This window comes from Nonomuraea sp. NPDC005730, assembly GCF_040630865.1.
Taxonomy (GTDB): domain Bacteria; phylum Actinomycetota; class Actinomycetes; order Streptosporangiales; family Streptosporangiaceae; genus Nonomuraea.
Genome location: NZ_JBEXYK010000038.1, coordinates 63,649 through 90,127, shown reverse-complemented (window position 1 = coordinate 90,127; position 26,479 = coordinate 63,649). Strand labels below are relative to the sequence as shown.

27 protein-coding genes, 1 tRNA gene and 1 pseudogene are annotated in these 26,479 nt (G+C 71.3%); 18 read left to right on the top strand and 11 right to left on the bottom strand.

The window, feature by feature from the left end; translation table 11 throughout:
* Positions 1–130 precede the first annotated feature (130 nt).
* Positions 131–943: a TetR/AcrR family transcriptional regulator gene (locus ABZ444_RS33215; protein ID WP_358005544.1), complete on the bottom strand. Its 813-nt coding sequence runs from the start codon at positions 941–943 to the stop codon at positions 131–133.
* A gap of 70 nt (positions 944–1,013) precedes the next feature.
* Here ABZ444_RS33215 and ABZ444_RS33210 point away from each other — a divergent pair, with 70 nt between their 5' ends.
* The 4 genes from ABZ444_RS33210 (at position 1,014) to ABZ444_RS33195 (ending at position 4,200) form a co-directional block, all read left to right on the top strand.
* Entirely contained in the window at positions 1,014–1,724 is a 711-nt protein-coding gene (locus ABZ444_RS33210; RefSeq protein ID WP_358005541.1) for a hypothetical protein, read from the top strand.
* 162 nt (positions 1,725–1,886) lie between these two features.
* Positions 1,887–2,459 (top strand): RNA polymerase sigma factor, encoded by a 573-nt coding sequence (locus ABZ444_RS33205; RefSeq protein ID WP_358005538.1) that lies wholly within the window; start codon positions 1,887–1,889, stop codon positions 2,457–2,459.
* Positions 2,456–3,484 carry a CU044_5270 family protein gene (locus tag ABZ444_RS33200; RefSeq protein WP_358005535.1) on the top strand — a complete coding sequence of 343 codons (1,029 nt, stop codon included), beginning with the start codon at positions 2,456–2,458 and terminating at the stop codon, positions 3,482–3,484. Before ABZ444_RS33205 ends, ABZ444_RS33200 begins: the two co-directional genes overlap by 4 nt.
* A 95-nt stretch (positions 3,485–3,579) precedes the next feature.
* Positions 3,580–4,200, top strand: coding sequence for a DedA family protein (locus ABZ444_RS33195; protein WP_358005532.1), 621 nt, complete (start codon positions 3,580–3,582; stop codon positions 4,198–4,200).
* Positions 4,201–4,236: 36 nt separating this feature from the next.
* Here ABZ444_RS33195 and ABZ444_RS33190 read toward each other — a convergent pair whose 3' ends face one another.
* Positions 4,237–5,787 (bottom strand): FAD-dependent monooxygenase, encoded by a 1,551-nt coding sequence (locus ABZ444_RS33190; protein ID WP_358005529.1) that lies wholly within the window; start codon positions 5,785–5,787, stop codon positions 4,237–4,239.
* Between the two features lie 93 nt (positions 5,788–5,880).
* Between ABZ444_RS33190 and ABZ444_RS33185 the strand changes: the two are divergent.
* A pseudogene (locus ABZ444_RS33185) lies at positions 5,881–7,347 on the top strand (BTAD domain-containing putative transcriptional regulator); the annotation flags it as partial.
* Between the two features lie 1,680 nt (positions 7,348–9,027).
* On the opposite strand, the gene ABZ444_RS33180 reads toward ABZ444_RS33185, so the two are convergent.
* Positions 9,028–9,864 (bottom strand): ABC transporter permease, encoded by an 837-nt coding sequence (locus tag ABZ444_RS33180; protein WP_357983079.1) that lies wholly within the window; start codon positions 9,862–9,864, stop codon positions 9,028–9,030.
* A complete protein-coding gene (locus tag ABZ444_RS33175) occupies positions 9,861–10,886 on the bottom strand; it encodes an ATP-binding cassette domain-containing protein (protein WP_358005526.1) in 1,026 nt (341 codons plus the stop codon). The genes ABZ444_RS33180 and ABZ444_RS33175 overlap by 4 nt, the downstream gene beginning before the upstream one ends.
* Positions 10,887–10,960: 74 nt before the next feature.
* On the opposite strand from ABZ444_RS33175, the gene ABZ444_RS33170 reads away from it, so the two are divergent.
* Positions 10,961–11,539 carry a hypothetical protein gene (locus ABZ444_RS33170; RefSeq protein WP_358005523.1) on the top strand — a complete coding sequence of 193 codons (579 nt, stop codon included), beginning with the start codon at positions 10,961–10,963 and terminating at the stop codon, positions 11,537–11,539.
* Here ABZ444_RS33170 and ABZ444_RS33165 read toward each other — a convergent pair.
* The gene (locus tag ABZ444_RS33165) at positions 11,536–11,709 is read right to left on the bottom strand and encodes a hypothetical protein (RefSeq protein WP_358005520.1); all 174 of its coding nucleotides are present in this window, start codon (positions 11,707–11,709) and stop codon (positions 11,536–11,538) included. The two genes, ABZ444_RS33170 and ABZ444_RS33165, sit on opposite strands and share 4 nt — an antisense overlap.
* 370 nt (positions 11,710–12,079) lie before the next feature.
* Between ABZ444_RS33165 and ABZ444_RS33160 the strand changes: the two genes are divergently transcribed.
* Complete coding sequence (locus tag ABZ444_RS33160; RefSeq protein ID WP_358005517.1) at positions 12,080–12,745, top strand: PAS domain S-box protein; 666 nt, start codon at positions 12,080–12,082, stop codon at positions 12,743–12,745.
* Positions 12,729–13,187, top strand: coding sequence for a hypothetical protein (locus tag ABZ444_RS33155; RefSeq protein WP_358005514.1), 459 nt, complete (start codon positions 12,729–12,731; stop codon positions 13,185–13,187). Before ABZ444_RS33160 ends, ABZ444_RS33155 begins: the two co-directional genes overlap by 17 nt.
* Here ABZ444_RS33155 and ABZ444_RS33150 read toward each other — a convergent pair.
* The 3 genes from ABZ444_RS33150 to ABZ444_RS33140 form a co-directional block, all read right to left on the bottom strand.
* Entirely contained in the window at positions 13,184–14,179 is a 996-nt protein-coding gene (locus ABZ444_RS33150; protein WP_358005511.1) for an LLM class flavin-dependent oxidoreductase, read from the bottom strand. The two genes, ABZ444_RS33155 and ABZ444_RS33150, sit on opposite strands and share 4 nt — an antisense overlap.
* Positions 14,180–14,283: 104 nt before the next feature.
* On the bottom strand, positions 14,284–15,642 hold the full coding sequence (locus tag ABZ444_RS33145; protein WP_358005508.1) for a glycoside hydrolase family 6 protein: 1,359 nt from the start codon (positions 15,640–15,642) through the stop codon (positions 14,284–14,286).
* A gap of 144 nt (positions 15,643–15,786) precedes the next feature.
* Entirely contained in the window at positions 15,787–16,347 is a 561-nt protein-coding gene (locus tag ABZ444_RS33140; RefSeq protein ID WP_358005505.1) for a TetR family transcriptional regulator, read from the bottom strand.
* A gap of 99 nt (positions 16,348–16,446) precedes the next feature.
* Here ABZ444_RS33140 and ABZ444_RS33135 point away from each other — a divergent pair, with 99 nt between their 5' ends.
* Genes ABZ444_RS33135 through ABZ444_RS33110 form a run of 6 tightly spaced genes read left to right on the top strand, consistent with a single transcriptional unit; the run spans position 16,447 to position 21,021 of the window.
* Positions 16,447–18,246, top strand: a complete 1,800-nt coding sequence (locus ABZ444_RS33135; protein WP_358005502.1) for an MDR family MFS transporter — start codon at positions 16,447–16,449, stop codon at positions 18,244–18,246.
* Positions 18,243–18,662 (top strand): hypothetical protein, encoded by a 420-nt coding sequence (locus ABZ444_RS33130; RefSeq protein ID WP_358005499.1) that lies wholly within the window; start codon positions 18,243–18,245, stop codon positions 18,660–18,662. Before ABZ444_RS33135 ends, ABZ444_RS33130 begins: the two co-directional genes overlap by 4 nt.
* Entirely contained in the window at positions 18,659–18,895 is a 237-nt protein-coding gene (locus ABZ444_RS33125; RefSeq protein ID WP_357983046.1) for a hypothetical protein, read from the top strand. The genes ABZ444_RS33130 and ABZ444_RS33125 overlap by 4 nt, the downstream gene beginning before the upstream one ends.
* A 13-nt stretch (positions 18,896–18,908) precedes the next feature.
* Positions 18,909–19,394: a universal stress protein gene (locus tag ABZ444_RS33120; protein WP_358005496.1), complete on the top strand. Its 486-nt coding sequence runs from the start codon at positions 18,909–18,911 to the stop codon at positions 19,392–19,394.
* A gap of 29 nt (positions 19,395–19,423) precedes the next feature.
* Positions 19,424–20,155 carry a M15 family metallopeptidase gene (locus tag ABZ444_RS33115; RefSeq protein WP_358005493.1) on the top strand — a complete coding sequence of 244 codons (732 nt, stop codon included), beginning with the start codon at positions 19,424–19,426 and terminating at the stop codon, positions 20,153–20,155.
* A gap of 11 nt (positions 20,156–20,166) precedes the next feature.
* Positions 20,167–21,021 carry an NUDIX domain-containing protein gene (locus tag ABZ444_RS33110; RefSeq protein WP_358005490.1) on the top strand — a complete coding sequence of 285 codons (855 nt, stop codon included), beginning with the start codon at positions 20,167–20,169 and terminating at the stop codon, positions 21,019–21,021.
* A gap of 30 nt (positions 21,022–21,051) precedes the next feature.
* Here the strand turns inward: ABZ444_RS33110 and ABZ444_RS33105 are convergent, their stop codons facing one another.
* On the bottom strand, positions 21,052–21,387 hold the full coding sequence (locus ABZ444_RS33105; protein ID WP_358005487.1) for an STAS domain-containing protein: 336 nt from the start codon (positions 21,385–21,387) through the stop codon (positions 21,052–21,054).
* Positions 21,388–21,423: 36 nt separating this feature from the next.
* On the opposite strand from ABZ444_RS33105, the gene ABZ444_RS33100 reads away from it, so the two are divergent.
* Positions 21,424–21,510 (top strand) — tRNA-Ser (locus ABZ444_RS33100).
* A gap of 1 nt (position 21,511) precedes the next feature.
* Here ABZ444_RS33100 and ABZ444_RS33095 read toward each other — a convergent pair.
* Positions 21,512–23,596, bottom strand: coding sequence for an AAA family ATPase (locus ABZ444_RS33095; RefSeq protein WP_358005484.1), 2,085 nt, complete (start codon positions 23,594–23,596; stop codon positions 21,512–21,514).
* Positions 23,597–23,710: 114 nt separating this feature from the next.
* Between ABZ444_RS33095 and ABZ444_RS33090 the strand changes: the two genes are divergently transcribed.
* Entirely contained in the window at positions 23,711–24,667 is a 957-nt protein-coding gene (locus ABZ444_RS33090) for an NAD(P)H-quinone oxidoreductase (RefSeq protein WP_358005481.1), read from the top strand.
* Positions 24,668–24,672: 5 nt separating this feature from the next.
* Entirely contained in the window at positions 24,673–25,188 is a 516-nt protein-coding gene (locus tag ABZ444_RS33085; protein WP_358005478.1) for a bacterial proteasome activator family protein, read from the top strand.
* On the opposite strand, the gene ABZ444_RS33080 is transcribed toward ABZ444_RS33085, so the two are convergent.
* A complete protein-coding gene (locus ABZ444_RS33080) occupies positions 25,179–25,958 on the bottom strand; it encodes an HAD family hydrolase (protein ID WP_358005475.1) in 780 nt (259 codons plus the stop codon). The genes ABZ444_RS33085 and ABZ444_RS33080 overlap by 10 nt on opposite strands.
* A gap of 250 nt (positions 25,959–26,208) precedes the next feature.
* Here ABZ444_RS33080 and ABZ444_RS33075 point away from each other — a divergent pair, with 250 nt between their 5' ends.
* Complete coding sequence (locus ABZ444_RS33075; protein ID WP_043619750.1) at positions 26,209–26,412, top strand: cold-shock protein; 204 nt, start codon at positions 26,209–26,211, stop codon at positions 26,410–26,412.
* Positions 26,413–26,479: the final 67 nt, after the last annotated feature.

Sequence of the window (26,479 nt, the reverse complement as noted above, 5' to 3'; positions counted from 1 at the left end):
CGGCCGTCGCATTCCGCGCGGGGGGCCGGCGAAGCGTGCCAGGTTGCTCGCGACGACGGCCGTACTCGTCCCGCCGGCCGGAGGCGCCGTCGCCGCCGCGACCAGGGACGCTCCCCGCGTTGCCGAGCTCCTATTGCTGCACGTACGCCTCGATGCCGTCGAGGATTCTGGCGAGGCCGAATTCGAAGCCGTCGAGCGGAGGTTCGTCGGCGAGGAACATCGGGTCCTGGATCGCGTCCGCGACGGCGTTCAGGTTGCGGGAGCGGAGCTGGCCGTCCAGGAACACGCGGACCGCGCGCACCGCCCGTTGCTGGTCGGGGTTCGCGCGGCGCAACGCGGCCGGTGTCGGGGTGTTGCGGCGCAGGTTGGCGCCGTACCGGGCGTGGCTGTCGAGCAGGTACGCGCAGTTCAGCATCAGCTGCGCCTCCATGCCGGTCGACCCGAGCGCGGTGATCAGGGCGTCCAGCCAGGCCGCGTTGTGCGGGGTCAGGGAGACGGTCGTCGGCACGTCCAGCAGCCATGGGCGGGAGAGGAAACGCTCGAACAGCCGGCGTGACCACAGCGCGGCCGCCTCTCGCCAGTCGCCGTCCGGCAGCTCGGGCGGGTCGCCCCAGGCACGATCGGCCAGGAGCACGATGAGCTCTTCCTTGGAGCTGACGTAGCGGTACAGCGCGTTGGCGGTCACGCCGATCCGGGCGGCCACCTTCGGCAGGGAGGCGGCCGCGATGCCCTCCTCGTCGGCCAGTTCCGTCGCGACCGCGATGATCTTCTCGACGCTGTGCGCCGGCTTGGGACCGCGCCGCCCGCCGGTGTCGACGACGCCCCAGGCGGCGGCCAGGCCCGGCGGCAGCGCATCGAGGTCGGCCTCGTCGGCGTGCCCGGGATCCGGCGTGGGCTCGCGGTCTGGCGTGAGGTCGCGCCCGGAGCTCTTGCGTGGGGTCATGGCCGGCATCCTCTCGAAGATCTGAAGGAAATAGTAGACGGCTTACACAGTTGTTGCTACTGTGCATGCCATGAACACTTCATTACTTACACAGATTCAGCTCCCGCCCACGGCTCGCCGCTGGATCGGCGTGGCCGCGATCCTCGGCGCCGTCTTCGCGATGGCCGAGCTCCCCCTCTACTTCGTCGTTCCTGCATGTGACCCGCCGGCCTGCGGTGTCGAGACCGGCGCGCTGATGCCGGACTGGCTGATCCTCACCCGTACGCTGTTCAACTTCTGCGCGCTGACGCTGTTCCTGGTGTTCATGAGCGGCGTCCGGTCTCTGATCACGCGGGCCGACGCCCGCTACGAATGGTTCGGGGCGGTCGCCGGCACCGCCGGCGTGGCGTGGACGATCATCGACATGGTCGCCAAGGGGATCGAGGGCAGCAACGCCATCAAGGCCGTCGAGGAGATCGACCCGACCCGCACCGTGCCCACCTACCTGCTCTACGGCTCCATGAGCCACCTGATGCTGGTCGTCTTCGGTGTCGCCTTCGGGTACGCGGTGCTGCGCACCGGCGCCCTTTCCCGGTGGGTCGGCTGGTCGTCGTTCGGCATCGCCGCGCTGCACCTGGCCGGGGTGCCGTCGATGTTCTTCGGCTTCAACTCGTCGGAGTTCTACGCCTCGAACGGCTGGGGCGCGGTCGCGATGTTCAACGGCATCGCCGCCATCTGGGTGGCGGCCGTCGGCGTCGCGGCGCTGAGGAAGAGGGTCATGCCGGCGCCGAGGTTCGCCTGACGGCGGCGACGCACGGGCACGTACGCGTGGCGAGTTCGGCGGCTCGGATTCCGCTGAACTCCCACGCGCCGAACTCGCACGGGGATCGATGGAACCGAAGGGCCGGTGCGGGTGAGTCAGTGATGAAGGGTGCGAACGCGCCCTGCGGAAGGATTTCCCCATATGAGAGGACTCACCCAAGTGGCGGCCATCACGGACGCCGCCCTCATCGAGGAGTCGCTGGCCGACCCTGATCGGTTCGCGAGCCTCTTCGACAGGTACGCGGATGAGATCCACCGATATGCCACCAGACGCCTCGGCCAGGAGAACTCCTCCGCGGCCGACGACGTGACGGCGGAGACGTTCCTCACGGCGTTCCGAAAACGGTCCCGCTACGACCTGTCCAGACCGGACGCCGCGCCCTGGTTGTACGGCATCGCCGCCAACCTGATCGCCAAGCACCGCCGTACCGAGCTGCGCAGGCTGCGGGCCCTGGCCAGGATGCCGGGTCCCGACGACAACCCCTTCGAGCAGCGCAGCATCGACCGGATCGACGCCCAGCGGCTCGGTCCCCGCCTGGCCGACGCGCTGGCGAGGCTCTCTTCGGCGGAACGTGAGCTGCTCTTCCTGGTCACCTGGGCCGAACTGTCCTACGAGCAGGCGGCTCAGGCGTTCGACATCCCGGTGGGCACCGTCCGTTCCCGCCTGTCCCGGATCCGGGCCAAGATTCGCAATGTCCTGGAGGACCACCGATGAACGAGTTCGACCTGATCAACGAGGTCCGGCCGGAAGTGGCCCCCTACGACCCCGGCACCAAGGCCATGGCCAGGGATCGGCTGCTCAGGGCGGGACGGTCACGGTGGTCCTGGCGCAGGCCGTACACCTTCGCCCTCGCCGGAGGGCTGGCGCTGGCCGTCGGCCTGGTCGTGGTGCAGGCGCCGCCCGCCTCGAACCCGCCTCCCGAGATGAAGCTGCTGTCGGCCGCCGAAGTGCTCCACCGCGCGGCGAGGGCCGCCGTCGACGAGATCGAGCCGCGCGACGACCAGTACATCGTGGTGAAGACCCTGCAGACCTTGGACCACTCCCTGATGCCCTACGACAAGTCCGAGGAGCACTACTACCGGCGCTTCAAGGACACCGTCTGGCTGCGGGCGGGCGAGCGGCAGCGGGGGCAGTACGCCGACGGCGTGCGCAAGCAGACGGCCATCGAGCCCCTGGCCTATGCCGGCGAACCGGTCCCGAAGTCCGCCTACAAGGACATGGGAACCAGGATCCAGCCCATCGTCTACTGCAAGGACTTCAAGAACGACTACCCGACGATCAAGAACCTGCCGACCGACGTGGAGGGCATGCGTGCCCACCTCGACGCCATGTGGAAGCCCAAGGCGGAGCAGCTGACGCCGTTCCTCGCCTACCTCGCCGCACGTCAGCTGCTGTGGCAGACGTACCTGCCGGCCGCGCAGCGCAGCGCGCTGTACCAGGCCCTGAGCGCGTTCCCCGGCATCACCCTCGACGAGGGGGTACAGGACGCCGCGGGCCGCAAGGGCGTCGGCGTGGGCTTCACGAGCCCGGACGGGGTGCGCTGGGAGCTGATCTTCGACAGGGACACCTACGCGCTGCTCGGCGACCGGCAGGTGGTGGTCGACGCCAAGGCCGCCAAGTCGCCGGCCGGCACCCTGGTGTCCGCCACGGCGCAACTCGACATCTCGGTCACCGACTCCGCGCCCGAGGTCGAGGTCGAGGAGCGGTTCAAGAGCGGAAACTGGTGCACCGGCACGTAGTCCCGCCGGGGCCGCCGGGGGTGTGGTTTCCCGCACCCCCGAACGGCCACCTGCCTCATGGTGGCCGCACCCTGATCGTTCCTAGTCTCTGACGCATGACGGAATGGCTGATCGACCTGATGGAGATGCTGGGCGCGCCGGGAGCGGGGATCGCGATCGCGCTGGAGAACCTCTTCCCGCCCCTCCCCAGCGAGGTGATCCTGCCGCTGGCCGGTTTCACCGCCTCACAGGGGACCATGAACCTGGTCGCCGTGCTGCTGTGGACCACCGCCGGCTCGGTGATCGGGGCGCTGGCGCTGTACTGGGTGGGCGCGGTGCTCGGCCGCGAGCGCACGCTGGCCCTGGCCGCCCGGCTCCCGCTGCTGAAGGTCTCCGACATCGCGAGGACCGAGGCGTGGTTCCTCAAGCACGGGCGCAAGACGGTGTTCTTCGGCCGGATGATCCCGATCTTCCGCAGCCTGATCTCCGTTCCCGCCGGGGTGGAACGGATGCCGCTGGGCGTCTTCACGCTCCTGACCACGGCCGGGAGCCTGCTCTGGAACACCGTGTTCGTGCTGGCCGGCTGGGTGCTCGGCGAGAACTGGTCGCTGGTGGAGTCCTATGTCGGCATGGGCACCAACGTGGTCATCGCCGTGGTGCTGCTGGCCGTGCTGGTCTTCGTGGGCGTCCGGCTGGGCGAGCGGCGCAAGGGACGGCATGCGGCGCAGACCGGCTGACGACACGCGGGAGCGGCCGGTCGGCGGCACGGCTGGTCAGGTCCCGGCGTCCTTGCCGGTCAACGCGGTGAGGGCGTCGATGAGAGTGGTGGCGGCCGGGGGCGGGCCGGGCCAGCGGGCGGCGACGTGGCCGTCTGGGCGGACGAGCAACGCTCCGTGCGCGGTGAGCCCGCAGAACGCGGCGTGTTCCGCGGGAAGGGGCTCGACGCGCAGCGGCCATGGCGTCGCGTGCGGTGCCCAGGCGGCGGGGTTCGGGGTGAGCACGGTGAACCATTCGCCGAACGTGTCCAGCGTCGAGCGGTCGCGGGCGAGCCAGAGGTGTGGCATCCGGCGGCCCGGCTCCGCGCCCGGCACGTAGTCCGCGCCCGGCGGCTCCGGCGCGGGCCCTTCGCCCGCGAGGACGGCACCGGAACGGTACGTGACGCCGAGCACCAGGCCGAGCTGCGCGAAGTACCGCTCCGACCAGGGCAGCTCGACGTGGTCCGGCGCTGCCCGGCCGGGCTGGAGTTGGGCCCGGCGCCGGTTCTGCACGCCGAGCATGAGCTGGGTGTTGGCCACCGCCTGGCGCAGCGTCCGGCAGGCGACGGGCCGCCGCTCCTCCTCGTAGGTCTCCAGCAGGCCAGGAGCGGCCCACCCCCGCAGGACGCCCGCCAGCTTCCAGCACAGGTTGTGCACGTCGGCGATGCCGGTGTTCATGCCCAGCCCGCCGACGATGGGCATCGCGTGCGCGGCGTCGCCGGCCAGCAGGATCCGGCCGTGGCCGAAACGCTCGGCGACGAACGCGTTCGTCTCCCAGTGCTGGATCCGTACGATCTCGGCCGGTACGCCGCCGAGGGCGCGCGAGAGGAGGGCGGGCCAGTCGGCGTGCGTGCCGTCGTCCGGGGTGGGGACGAACCAGGCCCAGCCTCCTTCGGGATACAGCGGCGCGAACAGGCCGTGCGCGGTGAAGTAGACCCCGGCGGGCTGGTGGGCGCACCAACGGCGGAGGTCGGCGTCGAACACGACGGTGGTGAATCCGCCCATCCTCCCGGGGCCGGTGACGCCGATGCCCAGCAGACGCCGGACGGTGGAGTTCGCGCCGTCGGCGGCGAGGACGTGACGGGCGCGGAGCCGGGTGCGCTCGCCGCGCCGGGGGCCGCCGAGCAGGGCGGCCACGACGCCGTCCGCCTCCTCGGTCAGGCCGGCGAGCTCGACGCCGAAGCGGGCCGGCGACGTCGCCCCGGCGAGCAGGACGGGTTCCAGGCGGTCCTGCGAGGTGACCACGCCGGTCACCGGGCTCTCGGGCACCGGCGCATCGATGCCGGTCATCGCCGCCGTGGCGAAGTCGCGGCTCCGCAGGGTGTCGCGGAATCGGATGCGGCCGTACTCGGGGGCGAACGCGTGGGCGGTGATCCCGGCGGCGAGCCCGAGCCCGCGGTAGATCTCCATCGAACGTACGTTGACCAGCCGGGCCCGCGGGAAGGGCGACGGCTCGCGGTGCCGTTCGACCAGCAGGACCCGCACGCCCCAGCGTTCCAGCAGCGCCCGTGCGGTGAGCCCGACCGGCCCGGCGCCGACGATCAGCACCTCCACCTCGCCGTCCGCCATGGGGACGCTCCGCAGCCGAGCCACGCCTCATCGTAATCAGGGAGCGGGCGCGGGAGGCGGCGCGGGCCGGTGAATCGTCCGTAAGCTGAGGATGTGTCTCCCGCACTGGTCCTCCTCGACGGCGTCCGCTGGCACGGCGCGCGCGTCGTGGGCGACCGCGCGCACACCCTGCTGGCCGTGCTCGCCCTGCACGGGCGCGCGGGCGTCGGCGACGAGCGGCTGGTCGAGGAGTTGTGGCCGGACGGGGCGCCGGCCAACCCGACCAAGGCGCTGCAGGTGGTCGTCTCCCGGACCAGGGCCGCGACCGGTCCCGACGTCGTCGTGCGCGTTCCGCGCGGTTACCGGCTCGGGCTCCCCGCGGGCCAGGTCGACGTCCTGCTGCTCGAGACGCTGGTGGAACAGGCGCGGGCCGCGCTGGGCCAGGACGACGCGGCGCTCGCGCGCCGCCGTGCCGAGGAGGCCCTGGACCTGGTCGTGGCCGGTGGGCCCGACGGCGCCACGGGCGCCCTGGCCGACCTGCGCGCCGGCGCGGCGCGGCAGGCGGCCGAGGCCCGGCGGGTGGCGGCGATCGCGACCGGCCGCGGCGGCGCGCACGAGGCCGCGCTGCCCCTGTTGGAGGAGGCCGCGGCCGAACGGCCGCAGGACGAGGAGCTGCTGGCCTGCCTGCTGCGCAGCGAGGCCGCCGTCCGCGGCGCCGCCGCCGCGCTGGAGCGCTACGAACGCCACCGCTCGGACCTGATCGCCCGGCTCGGCACCGAACCCGGCCCCGAGCTGGCCCGCGTGTACGCCGAACTCCTCGCCGCGGACCGGCCGGTGCGCGTCGGACTCCAGTTCGACGGCTCCTCGCTGCTCGGCCGCGAGGACGACATCCGCGCCGTCCACGCCCTGTTGCAGACCAACCGGGTGGTCTCCGTCGTCGGCCCCGGCGGCCTGGGCAAGACGCGGCTGGCCCATGTGGCGGGCCGGAACGCCGCGCAGCCCGTCGTCCACTTCATCGAGCTGGTCGGCGTCTCCTCGCCGGAGGGCGTGGTGGGCGAGGTGGGGTCGGCGCTCGGGGTCCGCGACTCGGTCAGCGGGCGCCGGATCCTGACCGCCGGGCAGCGCGCCGACGTGCGCGCCCGCATCGCCCAGCATCTCGACCAGGCTCCGGCGCTGCTCATCCTGGACAACTGCGAGCACGTGATCGAGGCCGTCGCCGACCTGGTGGCGTTCCTGACCGTGACGACCCGCGACCTGCGGGTGCTGACCACCTCGCGCGCCCCGCTGTCGATCCCCGCCGAACGCGTCTACCTCCTCGGCGAGCTGCTCGCCGCGGACGCGGCGGAGCTGTTCCGCCAGCGCGCCACGGCCGCCCGCCCCGGGGTGCGGATCGGCGAGGAGGCGGTCGGGGAGGTCGTCGCCCGCCTCGACGGGCTGCCGCTCGCGATCGAGCTGGCCGCGGCCAAGGTACGGGTGATGTCGGTCGAGGAGATCGCGCGGCGGCTGGCGGACCGGTTCGCCCTGCTGCGCGGCGGCAACCGGACGGCCCCCGACCGCCACCAGACGCTGCTCGCGGTGATCGACTGGTCGTGGAACCTGCTGGCCGAGCCCGAACGGCGGGCCTGGCGCTGGTTGGCGCTGTTCGGCGACGGGTTCACGCTGGCCGCGGCCGAGCACGTACTCGGCCCGGACGCCCTCGCCATCGTGGACGCGCTCACCGAGCAGTCGATCCTCGGCGTCCGCGAGACGGCGTACGGCCTGCGCTACCGGATGCTGGAGACCGTCAGGGAGTTCGGACGGATGCGGCTGAAGGAGGCCGGCGAGGAGGCGGCGGCACGCGCTGCGCAGCGGGAGTGGGCGACGGCGTACGCCCTCGAACACGCCTACACGCTGTTCGGCCCGGCGCAGTACGAGTCGGTCGACGCGCTGTGCGCGGAGGAGGGCAACCTCGCCGACCTGCTCCGGCAGGCACTCGGCGAGGCCGACCCGGCCGCGACGGTCCAGTTGCTGGCCGGTGTGGGCTCGCTGTGGTCGATCCGCGGCGACCACACCCGGATCTTCGTCCACCGGGAGGCGATCGGCCTGGCGATCAAGGGCTGGGTGCCGCCACCGCGGCTCGCCGAGGTGACCCGGGTCGCCCTGCTGATCACGCTGATGAACACCATCGCCGTGACCGACCGCGCCCACGATCCGCTGCGCCTGCTCCTCCAGGAGCTGCCGGAGACCGGCGAGACCGATCCCCGTCTGGGGGCCATGACCGCGGTGGCGCTCGCGTGGGATCGCGACGACGCCCACCGCAAGCTCCTGGAGCTGCGCCGGAGCGCCGACCGCGACGTGGCGCTGGCCGCGGCGCAGGCGAGCATCCACGTCCTGGAGAACGTCGGGGAGGTGCAGCAGGCGATCGAGGCCGCCGAGCAGACCCTGTCGCTGCTCCGCGAGAGTGAGGGCCCGTGGATCGGCGCGATCGCGCACGCCGTCCTGGCACAGCTGCTCATGCAGCTCGGCGACCGCGGGCGGGCGGTCGGCCACGCGCGGACCGCCCTGCCGATTCTGCGCCGGCTCGGCGCCGCCGACGACGAGGCCCAGCTCCGCTCGGTCCTGCTGATCTCGGCGCTGGCCGACGGCGATCTCGACGCCGCCGAGGCCGAGCTCGCCGGCATCAACGGGATCAGTGAGGGTGACACCGCGCTCGGCGGCGCGGCGATCGACTCGCTGTGCGCGGCCGAGATCGCCCTCGCCCGCGGGGAGACGGCCGCGGCGCTGGTGCACTACCGCAGGGCGGTCGAGCGGGCGCGCGACCTGCGTCCGCAGGGCATGCCGTACGAGGGTGCCATGTCCTGGTCGGTCGTCGCGGAGTCGATCGCGCTGACGGCGTACGCCCACCATGCCGGGCCGCGGGAGGTCCGGTACGGCGCGGAGCTGTTCGCCGCCGCGCAGAGCTACGACCTGCTGATCGTGACGAACCCGGTCCTCGACTTCCCGGTGTGTGGCGCGATGTTGTTCGCGCTCGGGACGTGGGGGCTGCTGCGGCGGGCCATGGACACGCGCGACGCGATCAGGCTGCTGGTGCTGGCCGAACGGTTCGCGTACAACAGCACGATGCCGAGCATGCACTTCGAGCTGATCGAGCCGCACGCGGAACGGGCCGCGCCGGGCCTGCTCGCCGCCGTCCGGGCCGGGTACGGCGACCGGCGCGGCCCGGACGTGCTCGACGAGGCCCGGCGGCACGTCGAGCAGGTCTTCGGGCGTGACCGGCGGCGCTCACATGTGCCGCTTGTAGCTGCGCACCGACAGGGGCGCGAAGATCGCCATGACGACCGCGCACGCCAGGAGGGTCCAGGCCACCTCGCCGCTGACGAGGGCGTTGTTGGCGAGGTCCCGGGTGGCCGTGACCAGGTGTGAGACCGGATTGACCCGGACGAACGCGGCCAGCCACCCCGGCAGGGTCTCGACGGGCACGAACGCGTTCGACAGGAACGTCAGCGGGAACAGGATCATCATCGAGATGCCCTGCACGGCCTGGGCGCTGCGGGCGATCGTGCCGACCCAGGTGAAGATCCACGCCAGCGACCAGCCCGTGAAGATCGCCAGCAGGATCGCGGCCAGCACGCCGCCCACGCCGCCGCCCGGCCGGTAGCCCATCACCAGGCCCATGCCGAAGGTGAGCGTGGCCGCGATCGTGTAACGCAGCAGGTCGGCCACCATCGGGCCGGCGAGCGGCGCGATCCGGGCGATCGGCAACGACTTGAACCGGTCGAAGACGCCCTTCTCCATGTCCTCGCGCAGCTGCGTGCCCGTCGCCATGCACGTCGTCAGCACCGTCTGGGCGAGGATGCCGGGGATCATCAGCGGGAGGTAGCTCTGCACGTCGCCGGCGATGGCGCCGCCGAAGATGAAGGCAAACATCGCGGTGAACAGCAGAGGTTGCAGCGCCACGTCGAAGAACTGCTCCGGGTTTCGGCGCATCTTCTTCAGCGCCCGCCAGGCCATCGACAGGGTCTGGCCGACGGTCTCCGCCAGGGTCACGCGCCGCCGGGCGGCCTCCACGCGGTCGGCGGCCCGTACGGTCTCGCGGGTGGGGGCGATCATGGTGCTCATCGGTTCTCCTCCGTGCCGGTTGCGGCGTCGCCGTCCGTCCCGTGGCCGGTCAGGACCAGGAACACCTCGTCCAGGCTGGGCTTGGCCACGCTCACCGAGGAGATCGACACCCCGGCGGTACGCAGGGCGATCAGCACCTCGGCGGCCAGGTCGGCCTGGTCGAGCGCGACGTTGAGGCGGCCCTGCTCCGGGCTGAGCACCGGGTCGGAGCCGAGCACGCGCCGCACGATCTCCACGGCGGCGGGCACCTCGTCCGGCTCGGCGAGCAGCAGTTGCAGGGTCGAGTTGCCGACCGCGCTCTTCAGCTGGTCGGGCGTGCCCTCGGCGACCTTGCGGCCGTGGTCGATGACGGCGATGCGGTCGGCGAGCTGGTCGGCCTCGTCCAGGTACTGGGTGGTCAGCAGCACGGTGCAGCCGTCGGAGACCAGGTCGCGGATGGCGTCCCACATCTGGCCGCGGGTGCGGGGGTCGAGGCCGGTGGTGGGCTCGTCCAGGAAGATCAGCGGTGGCCGGGTGATCAGGCTGACCGCCAGGTCCAGGCGCCTGCGCATGCCGCCGGAGAACTGCGCGATCGGCTTGTCGGCCGCGTCCTCCAGGCCGAACTGGCCCAGCAGCTCGGTGGCGATGCGCCGGGCGCGCGGCTTGGCGATGCCCTGGAGGCGGCTGAACAGCCAGAGGTTCTCGCGGGCGGTCAGGTTCTCGTCGACCGAGGCGTACTGGCCCGTGACGCCGACGAGCTGGCGGATCACGTGCGGGTTGGCGGCCACGTCGACCCCGAAGATCTCGGCCCGGCCGGCGTCGATCTTCAGGAGGGTGGCCAGCATCCGGAGGGTGGTGGTCTTGCCGGCGCCGTTGGGGCCGAGGACGCCGAAGATCTCGCCGGTGCGTACGTCCAGGTCGATCCCGTCCACGGCCCGGTGTGCGCCGAACGTCTTCACCAGCCCTTCGGCGCGTACGGCCGCCTCGGTGGCCGCTCTGGGGGGTGGGCCGACCCCGGTGTGCCCGAGTTCTGTGATGCTCATGGCTCCAGTGTCGGGGACGCCGGTTTCATCGTGCCCTCGACAAGGTTTCACCGGTTGCCGAGGAGAATGTACGGATGCGTGAAGCGCCGTGGATGATCCTCATCGGTCCCGCCGCAGCGGGCAAGAGCACCCTGGGTGCGGGCATGGCCGCGGCGACGGGCCGGAGCTTCGTCGACATCGACGCGATCGGCGCCGACTACTACGCCGAGACGGGCTGGGACATGGACAGGCTGCGCTCCCGGATCCGGGCCGTCGGCCGGGTCGCGGCCGAACGGGAGTGGGAACCGGCCCGTGCCCATGCCGTGGAACGCGCGGTGGCCGACCACCCGGACACGATCCTCGCCCTCGGGGCCGGCCACAGCCACTACACGCGGCCGGAGCCGTTCCTGCGCGTCCGGGCCGCCCTCGCGCCCGTCGAGCACGTGGTGCTGGTGCTGCCCTGCGCCGACGAGGGGCGAGCCGTCGAGGTCCTGCGGCGGCGCAGCCTCGCCACGAAGAGCACCGACTGGACGAGCGCCGACGGCCACGACTTCCTCGCGGAGTGGGTGCGCGACCCGGGCAACCGCGCCCTGGCCACGACCGTCCTGCACACCGACGGGGAGACCCCCGGCCAGACCCTGGCCCGCCTCCTTACCGCGTGCGGGACGAGCTAGCGCTCGGAGCCGAAGCGGTAGACCGTCGAGTTCCTGACCCGGAACCCGAGGCGCTCGTAGAGGCGGTTGGCGGCCGCGCGGTCGGGGCGGGAGGTGAGGTCGACGGTACGGCCGCCCGCCTGTCCCGGAGAACTTGTCCTGCTCGGCCAGCGAACGGAGATGACGGTCATGGGCGGCCACTCCGCCCTCGGCCGTCAGGGGCACGGCCCCCAGCAGGCCCGACGTCGTCCGCCGCGACGGCCGCGCGGATCCGGCTCCACTCATGCCCACCTCTTCTCGGACAGGTCCAGGAAAGGCATGCAACCGGTCACGGCGTTTCCCCGGTGTTTCCCGTACGGGCGCCACGCCGGGCCGACCAGCCAGATAATCTCATCGGACGATAACTAAATGCATTAATCTGGCGACTGTGAGTAATGGACACGTTGTCGGTACGCCCCCGCTTCGCCGTACCCTCATCCGCGTCCTCCGCCGCGTCGGGAGGCGGGGCGCCTCCTTGACGTTGGCCTGCTGAGCCTGGCCATCGCGGCCTCGCTGGCGTTCGTGCCGGGCAACCAGCGCGGCACGCCCGGCTACGCGTCGCTGGCCGTCATCGCGCCGTTGCCCGCCTGGGCGGCGGTCTGGTGCGCGCTCGGCATGCTCTGCCTGGCGCAGGCGTTCATGCGGTCCGACCGGGTGGCCTTCGCCGCCGCGACCGCGCTGCTCCTCACGTACGGGCTGATCTATCTGATCTCGACCTTCACCGGCGACAACCCGCGCGGCTGGGTCGGCGGGGCGGTCTGGCTGGCCTTCGGCGGCTGGATCGCGCTGATCGCCACCTGGCCCGAGGCGGTCGTGCTGGGCCGCCTGCCGGGGGGCCGCGCGGCGTCCTCGACGGCCGTCATCGTGGCCGACGCCTCGGGCACGATCCAGTCGTGGAACCCGCAGGCCGAGGCCCTGTTCGGCTGGGACACCGACGAGGCGGTCGGCAGGTCGCTGACGATCCTGATGCCGCAGCGCTTCCGCGACCCGCACACCGACGGGCTCGCCCGGGTGCTCTCCGACGGCCACTCCGAGCTGGCCGGCCGGATCATCCCGCTGGTCGGCCTCCATCGCGACGGCGGCGAGTTCCCGATCGCGCTGACGGTCAACGCCTGGCACAGCGACGACGGCGTCACCTACACAGGGGTGATCCGTCCATTGGGGGGCCGCCATGTCCGGTCTGAGTGACATCCTGGTCCAGCTCGGCGTCGGCATCGTGCCGCTCGGCGTGGCCTACCTCGCCTTCCGCTCGGCGACGGACGCCAGCAAGAAGTCCCAGCAGAGCGCGTTGCTGCAGGTCGAGCACCAGGCCGAGGTCGAGCGTTCGAAGGTCGACGCCGAGGCATTCATCCGCGCCAAGACGATCTACGAGGACGCCCTGGCGCAGATGGAGAAGCAGATGACCCGGATGCAGGGCCAGGCCAGCCAGCTCGGCGCGGAGCTGGTCGACGAGCAGAGCAGCTCGGTGGCGATGCGCGACCAGATCCGCCGGTTGCAGGCCCAGATCCGGGCCCTGGAACGTACGGTGCTCGCGTTGCGCTCGCAGCTCGTGGACGCGGGGCTGTCACCGGCGCCGCCGTCCGACCTGACCGGGCCCCACCTGCTGCGGCCGCAGCGCTCGGCCGACTAGGAGGCGTCGCGGGTGAGGCCGTGGGCGGCGGCCAGCAGCTCGATGGAGCGCAGCCACGCCTTCCTGTCGGGCGCCGAGGAGACGACGATCAGCTCGTCGGCCTGCGCGTGCGCGGCGAAGCGGGCGAGGTAGTCGGCCACCTCGGCGGGCGTGCCGACGGCCGAGTACTGCATCATCCGCAGGATCTGCTGCCCGGCCGGCGATTCGAGCACCATGTCGGCCTCCTCCGGCGTGAACGTGCGCCCGCGTCCGAGGAACCGGCTCACCCGGTACCGCTTGGCCGTCAGCAGCTGCTCCTGCGCCTCCTCGCCGGTGTCGGCGGCGATCACGTTCACCCCGGCGATCACGTACGGCTCGGCGAGCTGCTCGGACGGCTTGAACTCGCGCCGGTAGAGCGCCACGGCCTCCTCCAGCGCGTCGGGCGCGAAGTGCGAGGCGAACGCGTACGGCAGCCCGAGCGCGGCGGCGAGCTGGGCGCCGAACAACGACGAGCCGAGGATGTACAGCGGCACGTTCGTGCCCTTGCCCGGCGTGGCGTCCACACCGGGGATGCGCGACTCGCCGGTGAGGAATCCCTGCAGTTCGAGGACGTCCTGGGGGAAGGTGTCGGCGGCGCCGGGGGTGCGCCTCAGGGCGCGCATGGTCGGCTGGTCGCTGCCGGGGGCGCGGCCGAGGCCGAGGTCGATGCGTCCGGGGTGGAGGGTCTCCAGGGTGCCGAACTGCTCGGCGATGGTCAGCGGGGAGTGGTTGGGCAGCATGATGCCGCCCGCTCCGAGGCGGATCGTCCTGGTGTGAGCGGCTACGTGGGCGATGAGCACGCTGGTGGCCGAGGAGGCGATGCTCGGCATGTTGTGGTGCTCGGCGTACCAGATGCGGTGGTATCCCAGTTCTTCGGCCCGCTGGGCCAGGCCCACGCTGGCGGCCAGACTCTCGCTCGCCGTCTCTCCGTCGCCGATGTGCGCCAGATCAAGGATGGAGAGTGGAAAAGTCATGGAGAACGAGCCCTTTCGCCTGGACGGTGGCCATCGGGCAGTGCAACCGTAACGGCTCTCCGGTTATTTCCCGGGCGCCCCTCGCGAGGGGCGCCCGGGAGGCGTCAGGACGCGGTGCAGGTGAGGGCGGGCGGGGTGCTGGTCGCGGCGTTGCCGTTGGCGAGGAAGCCGAACGTGGTCGTCGCGCCGCCGGCCAGGGCGCCGTTCCAGCTCAGGTTCGTCACGGTGGCGTTGCCGGACAGGTTGCCGTTCCAGAGCTGGCTGATCGTCTGGCCGCCGGGGAACGTCCACTGGACCTTCCAGCCGGCGGTCGGCGCCGAGCCGGTGTTCTTCACGGTGACCTCGCCCTGGAAGCCGCCCTGCCACTGGCTGGTCACCTTGTAGGCGGCCGAGCAGCCGGCCGGGCCGGTGGTGGGGGTGACGGTGGGCGTCACGGTGGGGGTGACGGTGGGGGTCACCGTCGGGGTCACGGTGGGCGTCACGGTCGGGCTCGTGGTGGGCGAGGGCGCGGCCATGGCCAGGTCGTACGCCCGCTGCGGCACGAACTGCCCGGCCCCCGCGATGCAGCCGTCGGCCTCGCCCGGCGGCTTGACCCACAGGTAGGCGTCGATCGCCGCGTCACCCGTGTTCGTGGTGCTCCAGATGCCCGTGGCCCGGCCGGCGGGGTCGCACCACTCGCTGCCCGCCGGGCCGTTGCCGTTGCGGCTGGTGTCGATGACCGCCTTCAACCTGGACACGCCGGTCGCCGCGATGACGCTCTTGGCGTACGACACCAGTCCCGGCGTCGCGCGGTAGTTGGAGGTGTTGAGCGCGATGCCGTCGGCGCTGCCCCCGACGTCGGCGCCGTTGAGCCTGGACGCGGCCTCCGACGCCGGCAACCAGGCATCATGGCCGATGTCGAAGTACACCTTGACCTGCGACGACGTCGCCTTGAACTTCTTGCCCGCGTACGCCATGGACGCCTTCACCTCGGCCTGCTGCGCGGAGTTCATGCAGTTCGTCATGATGGCCAGCGCGTCCGGTTCGAGGACGACGGTCGCCGCCCGCCCGCCCAGACCGGCCGCGATCTGGTCGATCCACGCCCGGTAGGACGCGTGGTCGGGCGCGCCGCCCGCGCTCGCGCCGCCGCAGTCGCGGTTGGGCATGTCGTACACGACGACGATCGGGATCTTGCCCGCCGCGGCGGCGGCCCCCACGTAGGAGTCGACCTGGCTCCGCACGGTCGCGGGGTTGTAGCTGGCGAACCACCGGCCCTGGGGCACGGCGGCGATCCGGTCCCTGATCACCGGCGTACGGCTGTCGCCCGGGTTGGCGGCGACCCATTTGGCGGCGTTCGTCTGGGGATCCACGTAGAAAGCGGAGTCGGCGGCCTGGGCGGTGGACGAGGCGAGGACGACCGCCCCCGCCGCGGCCATGGCGGTGGCGGCGAGGAGCGCCGCGAGCGCGGGCCTTCTGCGAGACATGAGGTTACTCCGTCCGTAGAGTGGGAGTGGGAGCGCTCCCACAGCTCTCTCCGGATCGTAGGGAGCGTGCCCGGCCGCAGAAAGACATCCGACCGTTGCGAACCGGCTTCCCCCAGGCCACGACCGGTCAGGGCGATGAAAGTTTCACTCCGCCAGGCACGCCTCGAACACCGCGGTCAACCGGTCGACGTCGGCCGCCGTGGGCTGCTCCGGGCCCAGCCTGCGGCGCATCGCGCCGATGCCCAGGAAGACCGCCGTCGCCATCCTGGCCCGCGCCTGCACACCGGGACCGTCGAGCTGCGCGGCCAGCGGATCGAGGATGGACGTGCGCAGGCGCTCGCGCACGACGTCCTGGATCTCCGGATGGGCGGCCGAACGTTCGAGGGTGCGCAGGACCGGGCTCTCGGGGTCGTGGTGCATGCGCTCGGCCGCGTATTCGGCCAGGCGCCGCGGCAGGCTCCCGTGATCGCCGGCCAGCAGGGCGACGAACGTGGGCTCGCCTTCGAGCACCGCGCCGAAAAGCCCGGCCTTCGAGCCGAAGTAGCGGCCGACCAGGGCGATGTTGGCCTCCGCCGCCGCAGCGATCATGCGGACGGTGACCTGCTCGTATCCGTGCTCGCCGAACAGCACGCGGGCCGCGTCAAGGATGCGCTGCCGGGTGGCCTCGCGCCCGCGGGGCCGGGCGTCCGTCGTCGGGGCGTCCATGTCCCGAACTCTACTCAGGAATAAAGTCACTTGCCGCGCGGCTAGTAAACATGCGTATACTCAACATTGGATAAGTGCGTACGAAGGGGATGTGGTGTCTTGGTAGCCCAGGCACAGGCCGCGCCCCCCGCCCGAAGGCAGTACACCCACCGCGAGATCCTCGAAGTCATGTCCGGGCTCATGCTCGCCATGCTGACGTCGATGATCTCCACTTCCGTGGTGGGCACCGCGTTGCCGACGATCGTGGGGGAACTCGGCGGTCAGGACCAGTACTCATGGGTGGCCAGCGCCACCATGCTGACGATGACGGTCTCGACACCGTTGTGGGGCAAGCTGTCCGACCTGTTCGGACGGAAACTGCTCTTCCAGACCGCTCTCGGTCTGTTCGTGGCGGCTTCACTGGTGGCCGGTCTGTCCCAGAACATGGGACAGCTCATCGCGGCACGTGCCGTACAGGGCCTGGGCGTGGGTGGTTTGTCGGCACTTGCGCAGGTGATCCTGGGAGACATCGTCTCGCCGCGTGAGCGCGGCCGGTACTCCGGTTACATGGGGGCCGTCTTCGGGATCTCCACCGTCGCGGGGCCGCTGCTCGGCGGGTTCATCGTGGACACCGACTGGCTCGGCTGGCGCTGGTGCTTCTATGTCGTGGTGCCGTTCGCCATCGTCGCGTTCGCGGTGGTGCAGAAGGTGCTGCGGCTGCCCAAGGTCAAGCGGAACACCTCGATCGACATCTGGGGCGCGACGACCATCACGGCCAGCGCGGCCTCGCTGATGCTGCTGCTGACGCTGGGCGGCAACGAGTTCGAGTGGAACTCGTTCTGGACGTACTTCCTGGCCGCGTTCGCCGTGCTCATGCTGGCCCTTTCGGTGCTGGCCGAGCGTACGGCCCGCAACCCGATCCTGCCTCCGCGGCTGTTCAGGAACCGCACGTTCGTGCTCACCAGCGCGGCCTCGCTGTTCGTCGGCATGGCCATGTTCGGCGCGATGATCTACCTGCCGCAGTACCTGCAGATCGTCAAGGGCCTGAGCCCGACGAACTCGGGCCTGATGACGCTGCCCATGGTGGTGGCGCTGTTCCTGGCGGGCGTGATCTCCGGCAAGATCGTCACGAACACCGGCAAGTGGAAGATCTTCCCGGTCGTGGGCCTGGTGATCGTGGCCGTCGGCCTGTTCCTGCTCTCCCGGCTGCACGTCGACTCCAGCGAATGGCTCATCGGCTTCGACGTGGGCGTGCTGGGCATCGGACTCGGCCTGTCCATGCAGATGCTCATCCTGGCCGCCCAGAACGGCTCCGAGCTGCGTGACATGGCCTCGACGACGGCCGGCGTGTCGTTCTTCCGCTCGCTCGGCGGCGCGATGGGCGTCGCGGGCTTCGGCGCGATCCTGACCAACCGGCAGGCGAGCGAGTTCGCCGACCTCGTGGCCCAGGCCCGCCTCCACCTGCCCAGCACCGGGCAGAAGCTGGGCAGCCCCGCCGCCATCCAGCACCTGCCCGAGCCGATCAAGGGCATCATCCTGGAGTCCTTCACCCGGGCCCTGGAGACGGTGTTCATGGTCGGCGTGCCGATCGCCCTGCTCGGGTTCCTCGCGGCGCTGTTCCTGAAGGAGCTGCCGCTGCGCGGCACCACGATGCCGGCCGGCCCCAAGCCCCTCGGCAAGGACGACCTCGTCCTGGCCGGGCTGCTCCTGGAGCTCATCGCCCAGCGCGTCGAGCGGTCGAACGGCCAGCCGTCCGCGCTGCTCTCCGCGGTCGCCAGGATGGCGCCGCCCGACGGCCGCCCCGAGCGCGAACGCGCCTGGGCAGTCGCACAGAACGTGCTTCGGCCCACCTCGCGCGCCCTCATCGCGCAGGCCACGCCGGCGCAGCAACACCTCGTATCCGGAGGAGTCTCACAATGATTCGCAAGTTCGTGGGCGCCGTAGCGGCGGCCCTGGCGGTCCTGGCCGGCCTGTGGCTGATGATCGCCCCCTTCGCCCTCGGCACGCAGCCCGAGAACGCCGACTGGACCGACCCCACCACCACCGAGTTCTTCTCGGGCCTGGGCGTGACCGTCTTCGGTCTCGTGGGCGTCGTCGGCTTCGTCCTGGCCATCTACGAAGAGCTCGTGATCCGTGGGCTGGTGACCGTCAAGCAGCGCGTGGAACCGGAGCCCGAGCCCGTGCCCGCCGCGCCCCAGGCGTCCTCCGCCGAGCTGGCGAGCCTGCTCGCCCCGCTCGTGGAGGCGCTGCGCGAGGACATGCACAACCCGAGCCGCGGCGGTGAACACCGTCAGAACGGCAAGACCACCCTGGTGGGTCTGGAGGAGTCCCGATGAAGGCCAAGCTGGGCATTTCCGCCCTCGTCCTGCTGTTCCTGACCGGTCTGTGGCTGGTCGCCGCGCCGTTCGCGGTCGGCTACCAGCCCCGGGGCGCCGCGTACGCCGACGCGACCGTCAACGACCTGTGGGTCGGCGGCGGGCTCGCCGCCGTCTCGTTCGTCGCCCTGGTGATCTACGCCGCCGACTCACTGCGTGAGCTGGCCCGCCGCGGCAAGCACGCGGACCTCTGACGCGAGTCGTGCCGTGTTCGGCGGTAGCACAGACCCCGGCCGGGAGCCACTGGAGGGCCGGCTCCCGGCGGGGCAGTTCGAGATCGGCAAGGACGGCGCCGGGCTGCTGGTCGTCGGCTTCGACGGGTCGGACCCCAGCCGCAACGCGCTCGCGTACGCGGCCGGCCTGGCCCGGCGGGACGCCGCCGCGCTGCTCGTCGCCTTCGTGGAGCCGATCAACAGCACCACCTTGTGGTTCTTCGCCGGCTCCCCGATCATCCCCGACAGCGGGGCCGACCTCACCGACGACCTCCGCGACGAGCTGAGGGGCGCGGGCGTGCCCTGGCAGTTCGTCAGCGTCCGCGGGGACACCGCCCGCGAGCTGGAGGCGCTCGCCGGCTCCTACCGGGCCGACGCCATCGTGGTCGGCAGGTCGCGCTCCTCCTGGCACGCCCTGGGCGGCTCGGTGGCCGTCGGCCTGGCGAAACGGGCTCGCCGTACCGTGCTGATAGTCCCCTGACCTGGCATGACGTCGCATATGGTGGCCAGATGAAACGTACCGCCGCCATCGCGTTCGTGGTGCTCACGTCCGTTTCGTGCGCAGGGCAGGAGCCCGTCGCCTCGTCCGGTGCCACGCCCACGCCTTCGGCGCCCGCCTCCGGGACGGCGTCGCCCACGACCTCGCCCACGAGCGAGCCGAGCCCGGCGGCCCCGCCACCGTTCACCTCGAAGGTCACGAAGGTGTCGCGCGACCGGCTGCCGTACTCGTGGCGGCCCGGTTGCCCGGTGTCCTACCAGGACCTGCGGCTGGTCACCATGTCCTTCTGGGGCTTCGACGACAAGCCGCACACCGGCGAGCTGGTCGTCCGCAAGACGGTCACCGACGACATCGAGACCGTCTTCCGCAAGCTGTACGACTGGCGCTGGCCCATCCGGCAGATGAAGCTCGTCGACGTCTACAAAGGCGACGACTTCGCCTCCATCGAGGCCGACAACACCTCGGCATTCAACTGCCGTCGCGCGACCGGGTCCAGCAATTGGTCGAACCACGCGTACGGCCAAGCGATTGACATCAATCCGCGCGAGAACCCATATGTCACTGCAAGCGGTGGCACCGCACACCAAAATGCCAAGAGGTACACCAGCCGCCCAATGAAGGGTAAAGGTGTGGTAAACCCTGGAGACAAGGTCGTAAGGGCCTTCGCCGACGTCGGCTGGGAGTGGGGCGGCTACTGGGCGGGCGCCAAGGACCTGCAACATTTCAGTAAGGGCGGAGGCTGAGACAATCCCTCATGGCGGCTAAGGACGGCGACGGCTGGGCCGAATGCGGGCTCGGACACAGACATTGGGGCATCCACGGAGCGTCGGGCCTGCTCCTCGTCCACCATGACCCGCTCGGCGTGCCCCACGTGCTCATGCAGGAACGCTCCTTGTGGAGCCACCACGGCGGCACCTGGGGGCTGCTCGGCGGCGCCCGCGACAGCCACGAGGACGCCGTCGCCAGCGCGCTGCGCGAGGCCCACGAGGAGGCCGCCCTCGGCGGCGACGGGTTCCGCGTCCAGGGCGTCTACCTCGACGACCACGGCGGCTGGACCTTCGAGACGGTGATCGCCGAGTCCGCCGAGCTGGTGCCGGCCAAGCCCGCCAACAGCGAGAGCACCGACCTGCGCTGGCTGCCGCTGCCCGAGGTGGCCGGCCGCAAGCTGCATCCCGGCTTCGCCGCCACCTGGGACCACGTCCAGGCCGCCATCCGTCCCGAGACGATCGTGCTCGACGTCGCCAACATCATCGGCGCGCGGGCCGAGCGCGGCTGGTGGAACGACCGGCTGGGCGCGGCCACCCGCCTGCTCACCGAGGTGGCGGAGCTCAGGCTCACCCACCCGGTGTTGTCGCAGTGGTTCCCGCGGGTGGTCGCGGTCGTGGAGGGCGCGGCCAGGAGCACCCCCGAGATCCCCGGGTTGCAGGTCGTCGCGGCCACGGGCAGCGGCGACGACGCGATCGTCGACGTCGTGGCCCAGGCCAAGCCGTGGGAGCGCGTGCTCGTCGTCACGGCCGACCGCGGACTCAGGGAACGGGTCGCCGAACTGGGCGCCGAGACCGAGGGCCCCCGCTGGCTCCTGTCCCAACTCACCCGCGACCGCCTCTGAACCGGCGGCAGTACTGAACGGGCAGCACGTCTAAACCGGCAGCACCTCGTCGAAGGCGGCCGTCAACCCGGTCACGTCGAGCACCCGTCGCAGCACGCCGTGCACGCCGAACAGGCGTAACGAGCCGCCGCGCCCGGCGACCGCGCGCTGGTGCTCCACCAGCGTCCACAGGCCGCTGGAGTCGCAGAAGTCGAGGTGGTGGGCGTCGATCGCGAGGTCCACGAGCCCTTCGGCGAACAGCTCGGCCAGCCGCTGCTTCAGCAGGGGAGCCGTGAGCTTGTCGAGGTCTCCGGCAAGGCGCACCGTCGTGTCGCCATGACCGCGCTCCACCTCGACGCCCAGATCCGCCACCTCCTGAACGTACACCCCTGCCACCACAGCCGCTATCGTGGTGTCCGCACAGGAGGGTTCGCATAGTGGACGAGTGCAGCCGCCTTGAAAGCGGCCAGGTCAGCGATGGCCTCGTGGGTTCGAATCCCACACCCTCCGCTCACTCGCGCACACCCGCGAACCCGTCGCCCACGCTGGCGGCGAGCTGCAGGTAGGCCTCCCTGGTCGCCTCCTGGAGCCGGTCGAGGTCGATCTCCGCGCCCTCCTCCAGGTGCGGGTCGTACGGCACCCTGATCACCGCGCGGCACCTGGCCGCGAAATGGGCCTCCAGCTTTCTGATGTCCACCGCCGACTTCGACCGCGGCCGGACGCTGCACAGCACCACGGTCGCGTTCTTCACCAGGTCGGCGTAGTGGTGGGCCTCCAGCCAGTCGAGGGTGGCCGAGGCGGCCCTGGCGCCGTCCACGGAAGGGCTGCTGACCAGCACGATCTGGTCGGCGAGCCCGAGCACGCCGCCCATGGCGGAGTGGAGCAGGCCGGTGCCGCAGTCGGTGATGCAGATGGAGTAGAAGTTCTCCAGCACCTGGGAGACGGCCTGGTAGTCGGCGCCGCTGAACGCCTCCGACACCGACGGGTCGCGGTCCGAGGCCAGCACCTCCAGCCGCGAGGGCGCCTGCGAGGTGAACGCCCTGATGTCCACGTACCGCTTGACCTGGTCGCGCTCGTTGAGCAGGTCGCGCACGGTGGCGGAGGTCTCAAGCACCAGCTTGTCGGACAGCGTGCCCCGGTCGGGGTTGGCGTCCACGGCGATGACGCGGTCGCCGCGCATCTGCGCGAGCGTCGCGCCGAGCCCGACCGTGGTCGTGGTCTTGCCCACGCCGCCCTTCAGGCTCAGCACGGCCACCCGGTGGTGGCCGGTGGTCACGGGGGTGCGCGCCCTGGTCACCAGCTCGCGGCGGCGGCGCACCTCCGGCGCCTCGCCCGGCTTGATCCAGCCGCCGGACGCCTTGTAGACCAGACGCCGCCAGCCCTTCGAGGGCGCGTTGCGCCTGCCGCGCAGCAGCGACTCCGGGTCGAGGCTGTCGGCGGTCGGCCGGCCGGTGAGCGGCGGGCGCTGCGGCGCGGTGAAGACGGGGATGGGCGCCGGACGCCGCCGGCGCTCGTGCGGCGGCGGGATCTCCCGCTCGGCCGGCCGCCACTCCTGGCGCTCGTTCCACTGCGGGCGCTCGTCCCGCGCGGCCTCCTGGGGGGCGGGCTCGCCGTGCGCGAAGTCGGGCCGCTGCGGGCGGCCCTCGCGGAAGGAGGTGTCGGACCACTGCGGCCGCTCGTCCCAGCGGGGCCGCTCGTCGGCCGGCGCCTCCTCGACCGCCTCCCTTCGTACGGGCTCCCTGCCTACAGGCTCCCTGCGTACGGGCTCTCTGTGTACGGGTTCCTCTTCGCGGACGGGCTCCTCGAACCCGCGCGGCGGCTCGGCGGGCTCGATCGGGGCGGGCTCGTCGTCGAATGCCCTGGCCGGCTCAGTACGGGCCGGCACGTCGAACGCGCTGGGCGGCTCGGTGCGGGCCGCCAGGCCGAACGCCTCGGGCAACTCGGTGATCATCGGCTGCGTCTCGTTCGACTGCTCGGCGGGCCGCGACCAGTCGCCGAGCGACGGCCAGCCCGGCTCCTCGCCCTCGCGCGCCTGCTCCTCGCCCTGCTGCCGGACCCGCTCCCGGCTCTGCTCCTCGCCCTGCTCCTGGCTCGGCTCCTGGCCCAGCTCAGTGCCCTTCTCGGTGCCCTTCCCCCCGCTCTCCGGCCGCTCGGGCGGCGTGAACGTCAAGGAGTAGCTGTCGGTGTCGTCAGGACGCGGCAACGGCTTGAGCGGCGCCAGGAAGGGGTCCTCGGACCGGCCCAGGCTCACCGGCGGCGCGGCCGGCTCGCTCGCCGCGCTCTCCTGCCCCCTGCCGCTCTCCTGCGTGGCGGCCCTGTCCAGCCACTCCCCGGCCTCGCTCTCGGCCTCGGGCAGGTCCTCGGCCGCCGCGTGGCCGTACACGGAGTCGACGGCGGCGCGGAACAGCGGCGGCGTCGGCGTCTCGTGCGGGGTCGGCACGAGCAGCCACGGGTCCTTGGGGTACGGCGAAGCGACCGGCTCGTCCGCCGACGCGGACGAGGCTCCGACGGAGACGGGCGTCTCCTCCGTCTCCTTGATCGCGTCCAGCCAGGCCAGCTGTTCCTCGAGAGATTCTTCTCGATCGTGTCTTGCCACCGTGTTCCCCCTCGGGTGGGTCTAAAGGGGCAGCAAATACTTTGCAGGTTAACGCCACGCGTTCCCGCGCAGCCCGGCAACCCACAACTTCTTTGCCCGGCTACCGTGGATCGCATGCGAGCCATTGAGATCACCGAGCCGGGCGGACCCGAGGTCCTGGAATGGCGCGAGGTGCCCGATCCGGCCGTCGGACGCGGCGACGTGCTCATCGACGTGGTGGCCTCGGCGGTGAACCGCGCCGACGTCCACCAGCGGATGGGCTTCTACGACCCGCCTCCCGGCGCGCCGCTGTACCCCGGGCTGGAGGTGTCGGGCGTGGTGGCCGCGGTGGGGGCGGACGTCGAGCAGTTCAAGGCCGGCGACGAGGTGTGCGCGCTGCTCGCCGGCGGCGGTTACGCCGAACGCGTGGCGGTGCCCTGGCAGCAGGTCATGCCGGCGCCGCAGGGCGTGCCGCTGGCGGAGGCGGCGGGGCTGCCCGAGGTGGCGTGCACGGTGTGGTCGAACGTGTTCATGGTCGGCCGGCTGCGGCGCGGCGAGACCCTGCTGGTGCACGGCGGGGCCAGCGGCATCGGCACGTTCGCGGTGCAGCTCGCGAAGGCGCTCGGCTCGCGGGTGGCGGCCACGGTCGGGTCCGAGGCGAAGGCCGAGCAGGTCAGGAAGCTGGGCGCGGACGAGGTCGTCAACTACCGCGAGGAGGACTTCGCCGACCGGCTGGAGGCCGACGTCATCCTCGACATCATGGGCGCCAAATACCTGGCGGCCAACGTACGGGCGCTGCGCACCGGCGGCCGGCTGGTGATCATCGGCCTCCAGGGTGGCGGAAGGGCCGAGCTCGACCTCGGCGCGCTGCTGACGAAGCGGGCCTCCGTCCACGGCACCACGTTGCGCGCCCGTCCGGTCGACGAGAAGGGCGTCATCGTCCGGAGCGTCGTGGACAACGTCTGGCCGCTGATCGAGGCGGGTGCCGTCCGTCCCGTGGTGTTCGCGAGGGTGCCCATGGCTGAGGCAGCCGATGCACACCGAATGTTGGATTCGGGAGAGCACGTCGGCAAGATCCTGCTAGTACGGTGAGTGTTATGAATGCTGAGGACAACAACACCCCTCACATCGTGGTGGTGGGCCCCGACTTCCAAGGTCAGGGCGATAGCGGTGATGATGAGCGCTCGGTCACCAACCTGGTCGAGCAGCCCGCCAAGGTGATGCGCATCGGCAGCATGATCAGGCAGCTTCTGGAGGAGGTGCGCGCCGCCCCCCTCGACGAGGCCAGCCGCAAGCGCTTGAAGGAGATCCACGAGTCCTCCATCAAGGAGCTCGAGGACGGTTTGGCGCCGGAGCTGGTCGACGAGCTGGAACGGCTGTCGCTCCCGTTCACCGACGACAACGGCACGCCCCCCAGCGAGGCCGAGCTGCGCATCGCGCACGCCCAGCTCGTGGGCTGGTTGGAGGGTTTGTTCCACGGTATCCAGACCACCCTGTTCGCCCAGCAGATGGCGGCGAGGGCCCAGTTGGAGCAGATGCGCAGGGCGCTGCCCGGCGTGCCGCAGGGTGACGAGGGCCACCGGCCGCCGAGCGGGTCGGGCCCCTACCTGTAGAGCCGCTCCAGCACCTGAGCGACGCCGTCCTCGTCGTTGGACGCGGTCACGTGATCGACCGCAGCCAGCACGTCGGGGTGGGCGTTCGCGACGGCGTACGACGTGCCTGCCCAGCTCAGCATGGGCAGGTCGTTCGGCATGTCACCGAAGGCGACCACTTCGGCCGGCTTGATCTCGTGCCGCCCGGCGAGCGTGGCCAGCGCCGTGGCCTTCGTCACGCCCTGGGCGCTCATCTCGACCAGGCCGCCGTGGCTGGAGTGGGTCGCGGTCACCAGGTGCCCCACCAGGTCGTGCACGGTCGCGTGCAGCTCGTCGGCGCCCATGTCGGGATGGAGGGCGAGCAACTTGGCGCAAGGCTGGGCGGTCAGCGCGTCACGGTCAATCCGGACAACTCCGACACCCTTGCGATCCAGACCACCGAGCCGGAATTCGGACTCGTGCGCAAAACCACCTTCATACTCGACCGAAAATACGAGACCGGACACGTTCGCTCGTAGCTGAGCGACGACTTCGCCGAGTACGTGGACGTCGATGAGGTGAGATTCCACTATCCGTTCGGTATGGAGGTCGTAGATCAGTGCGCCGTTGGCGCATACGGCCAGGCCACGGTGCCGTACGGCGCCCGCGACCTCCCTCATCCACCTGGGCGGCCGTCCGGTCACGAAGACGAGCGCGGCCCCGGATTCCTCGACTTTCGCGAAGGCCGCAGCCGTCCGGGGAGACACGGTTCCGTCGGCGCGCAGAGCGGTGCCGTCGAGGTCGGTGGCCACTAGGCGCGGCGGTGCAAGGCTTCGCATAACAGGTTCCAGTTTGCCCGGTGATGCCGCCTGACAGAAATCTTCGTAGGGACGGGAACACCAACGCGCCAGAATGGTGTTAGATGTGATGGCGTTGTATTAGCTGATCCCGTAGTGAAAACCAGCATGACTTTGTCTGAGCCACCCCGGGTGCTTGCTGTACGACACACCGGGATCCACGAGGTGTGGGTCCCATAGATTCACATCCTGAGGGAGAGCTTTTATGGCTCAGGGAACCGTCAAGTGGTTCAACGCTGAGAAGGGCTTCGGCTTCATCGCCCCGGACGGCGGTGCGCCGGACGTGTTCGTGCACTTCTCCGAGATCGTCGGCAACGGCTACCGCAGCCTTGAAGACGGCCAGCGGGTCGAGTTCGAGATCACGCAGGGACAGAAGGGGCCGCAGGCCTCCCAGGTCCGTGCTATCTGACCTGTAGTTCGTAGTTCGCAAGTAAGGCCGGGGTCCGCATTCCAGCGGACTCCGGCCTTTTTGCTTC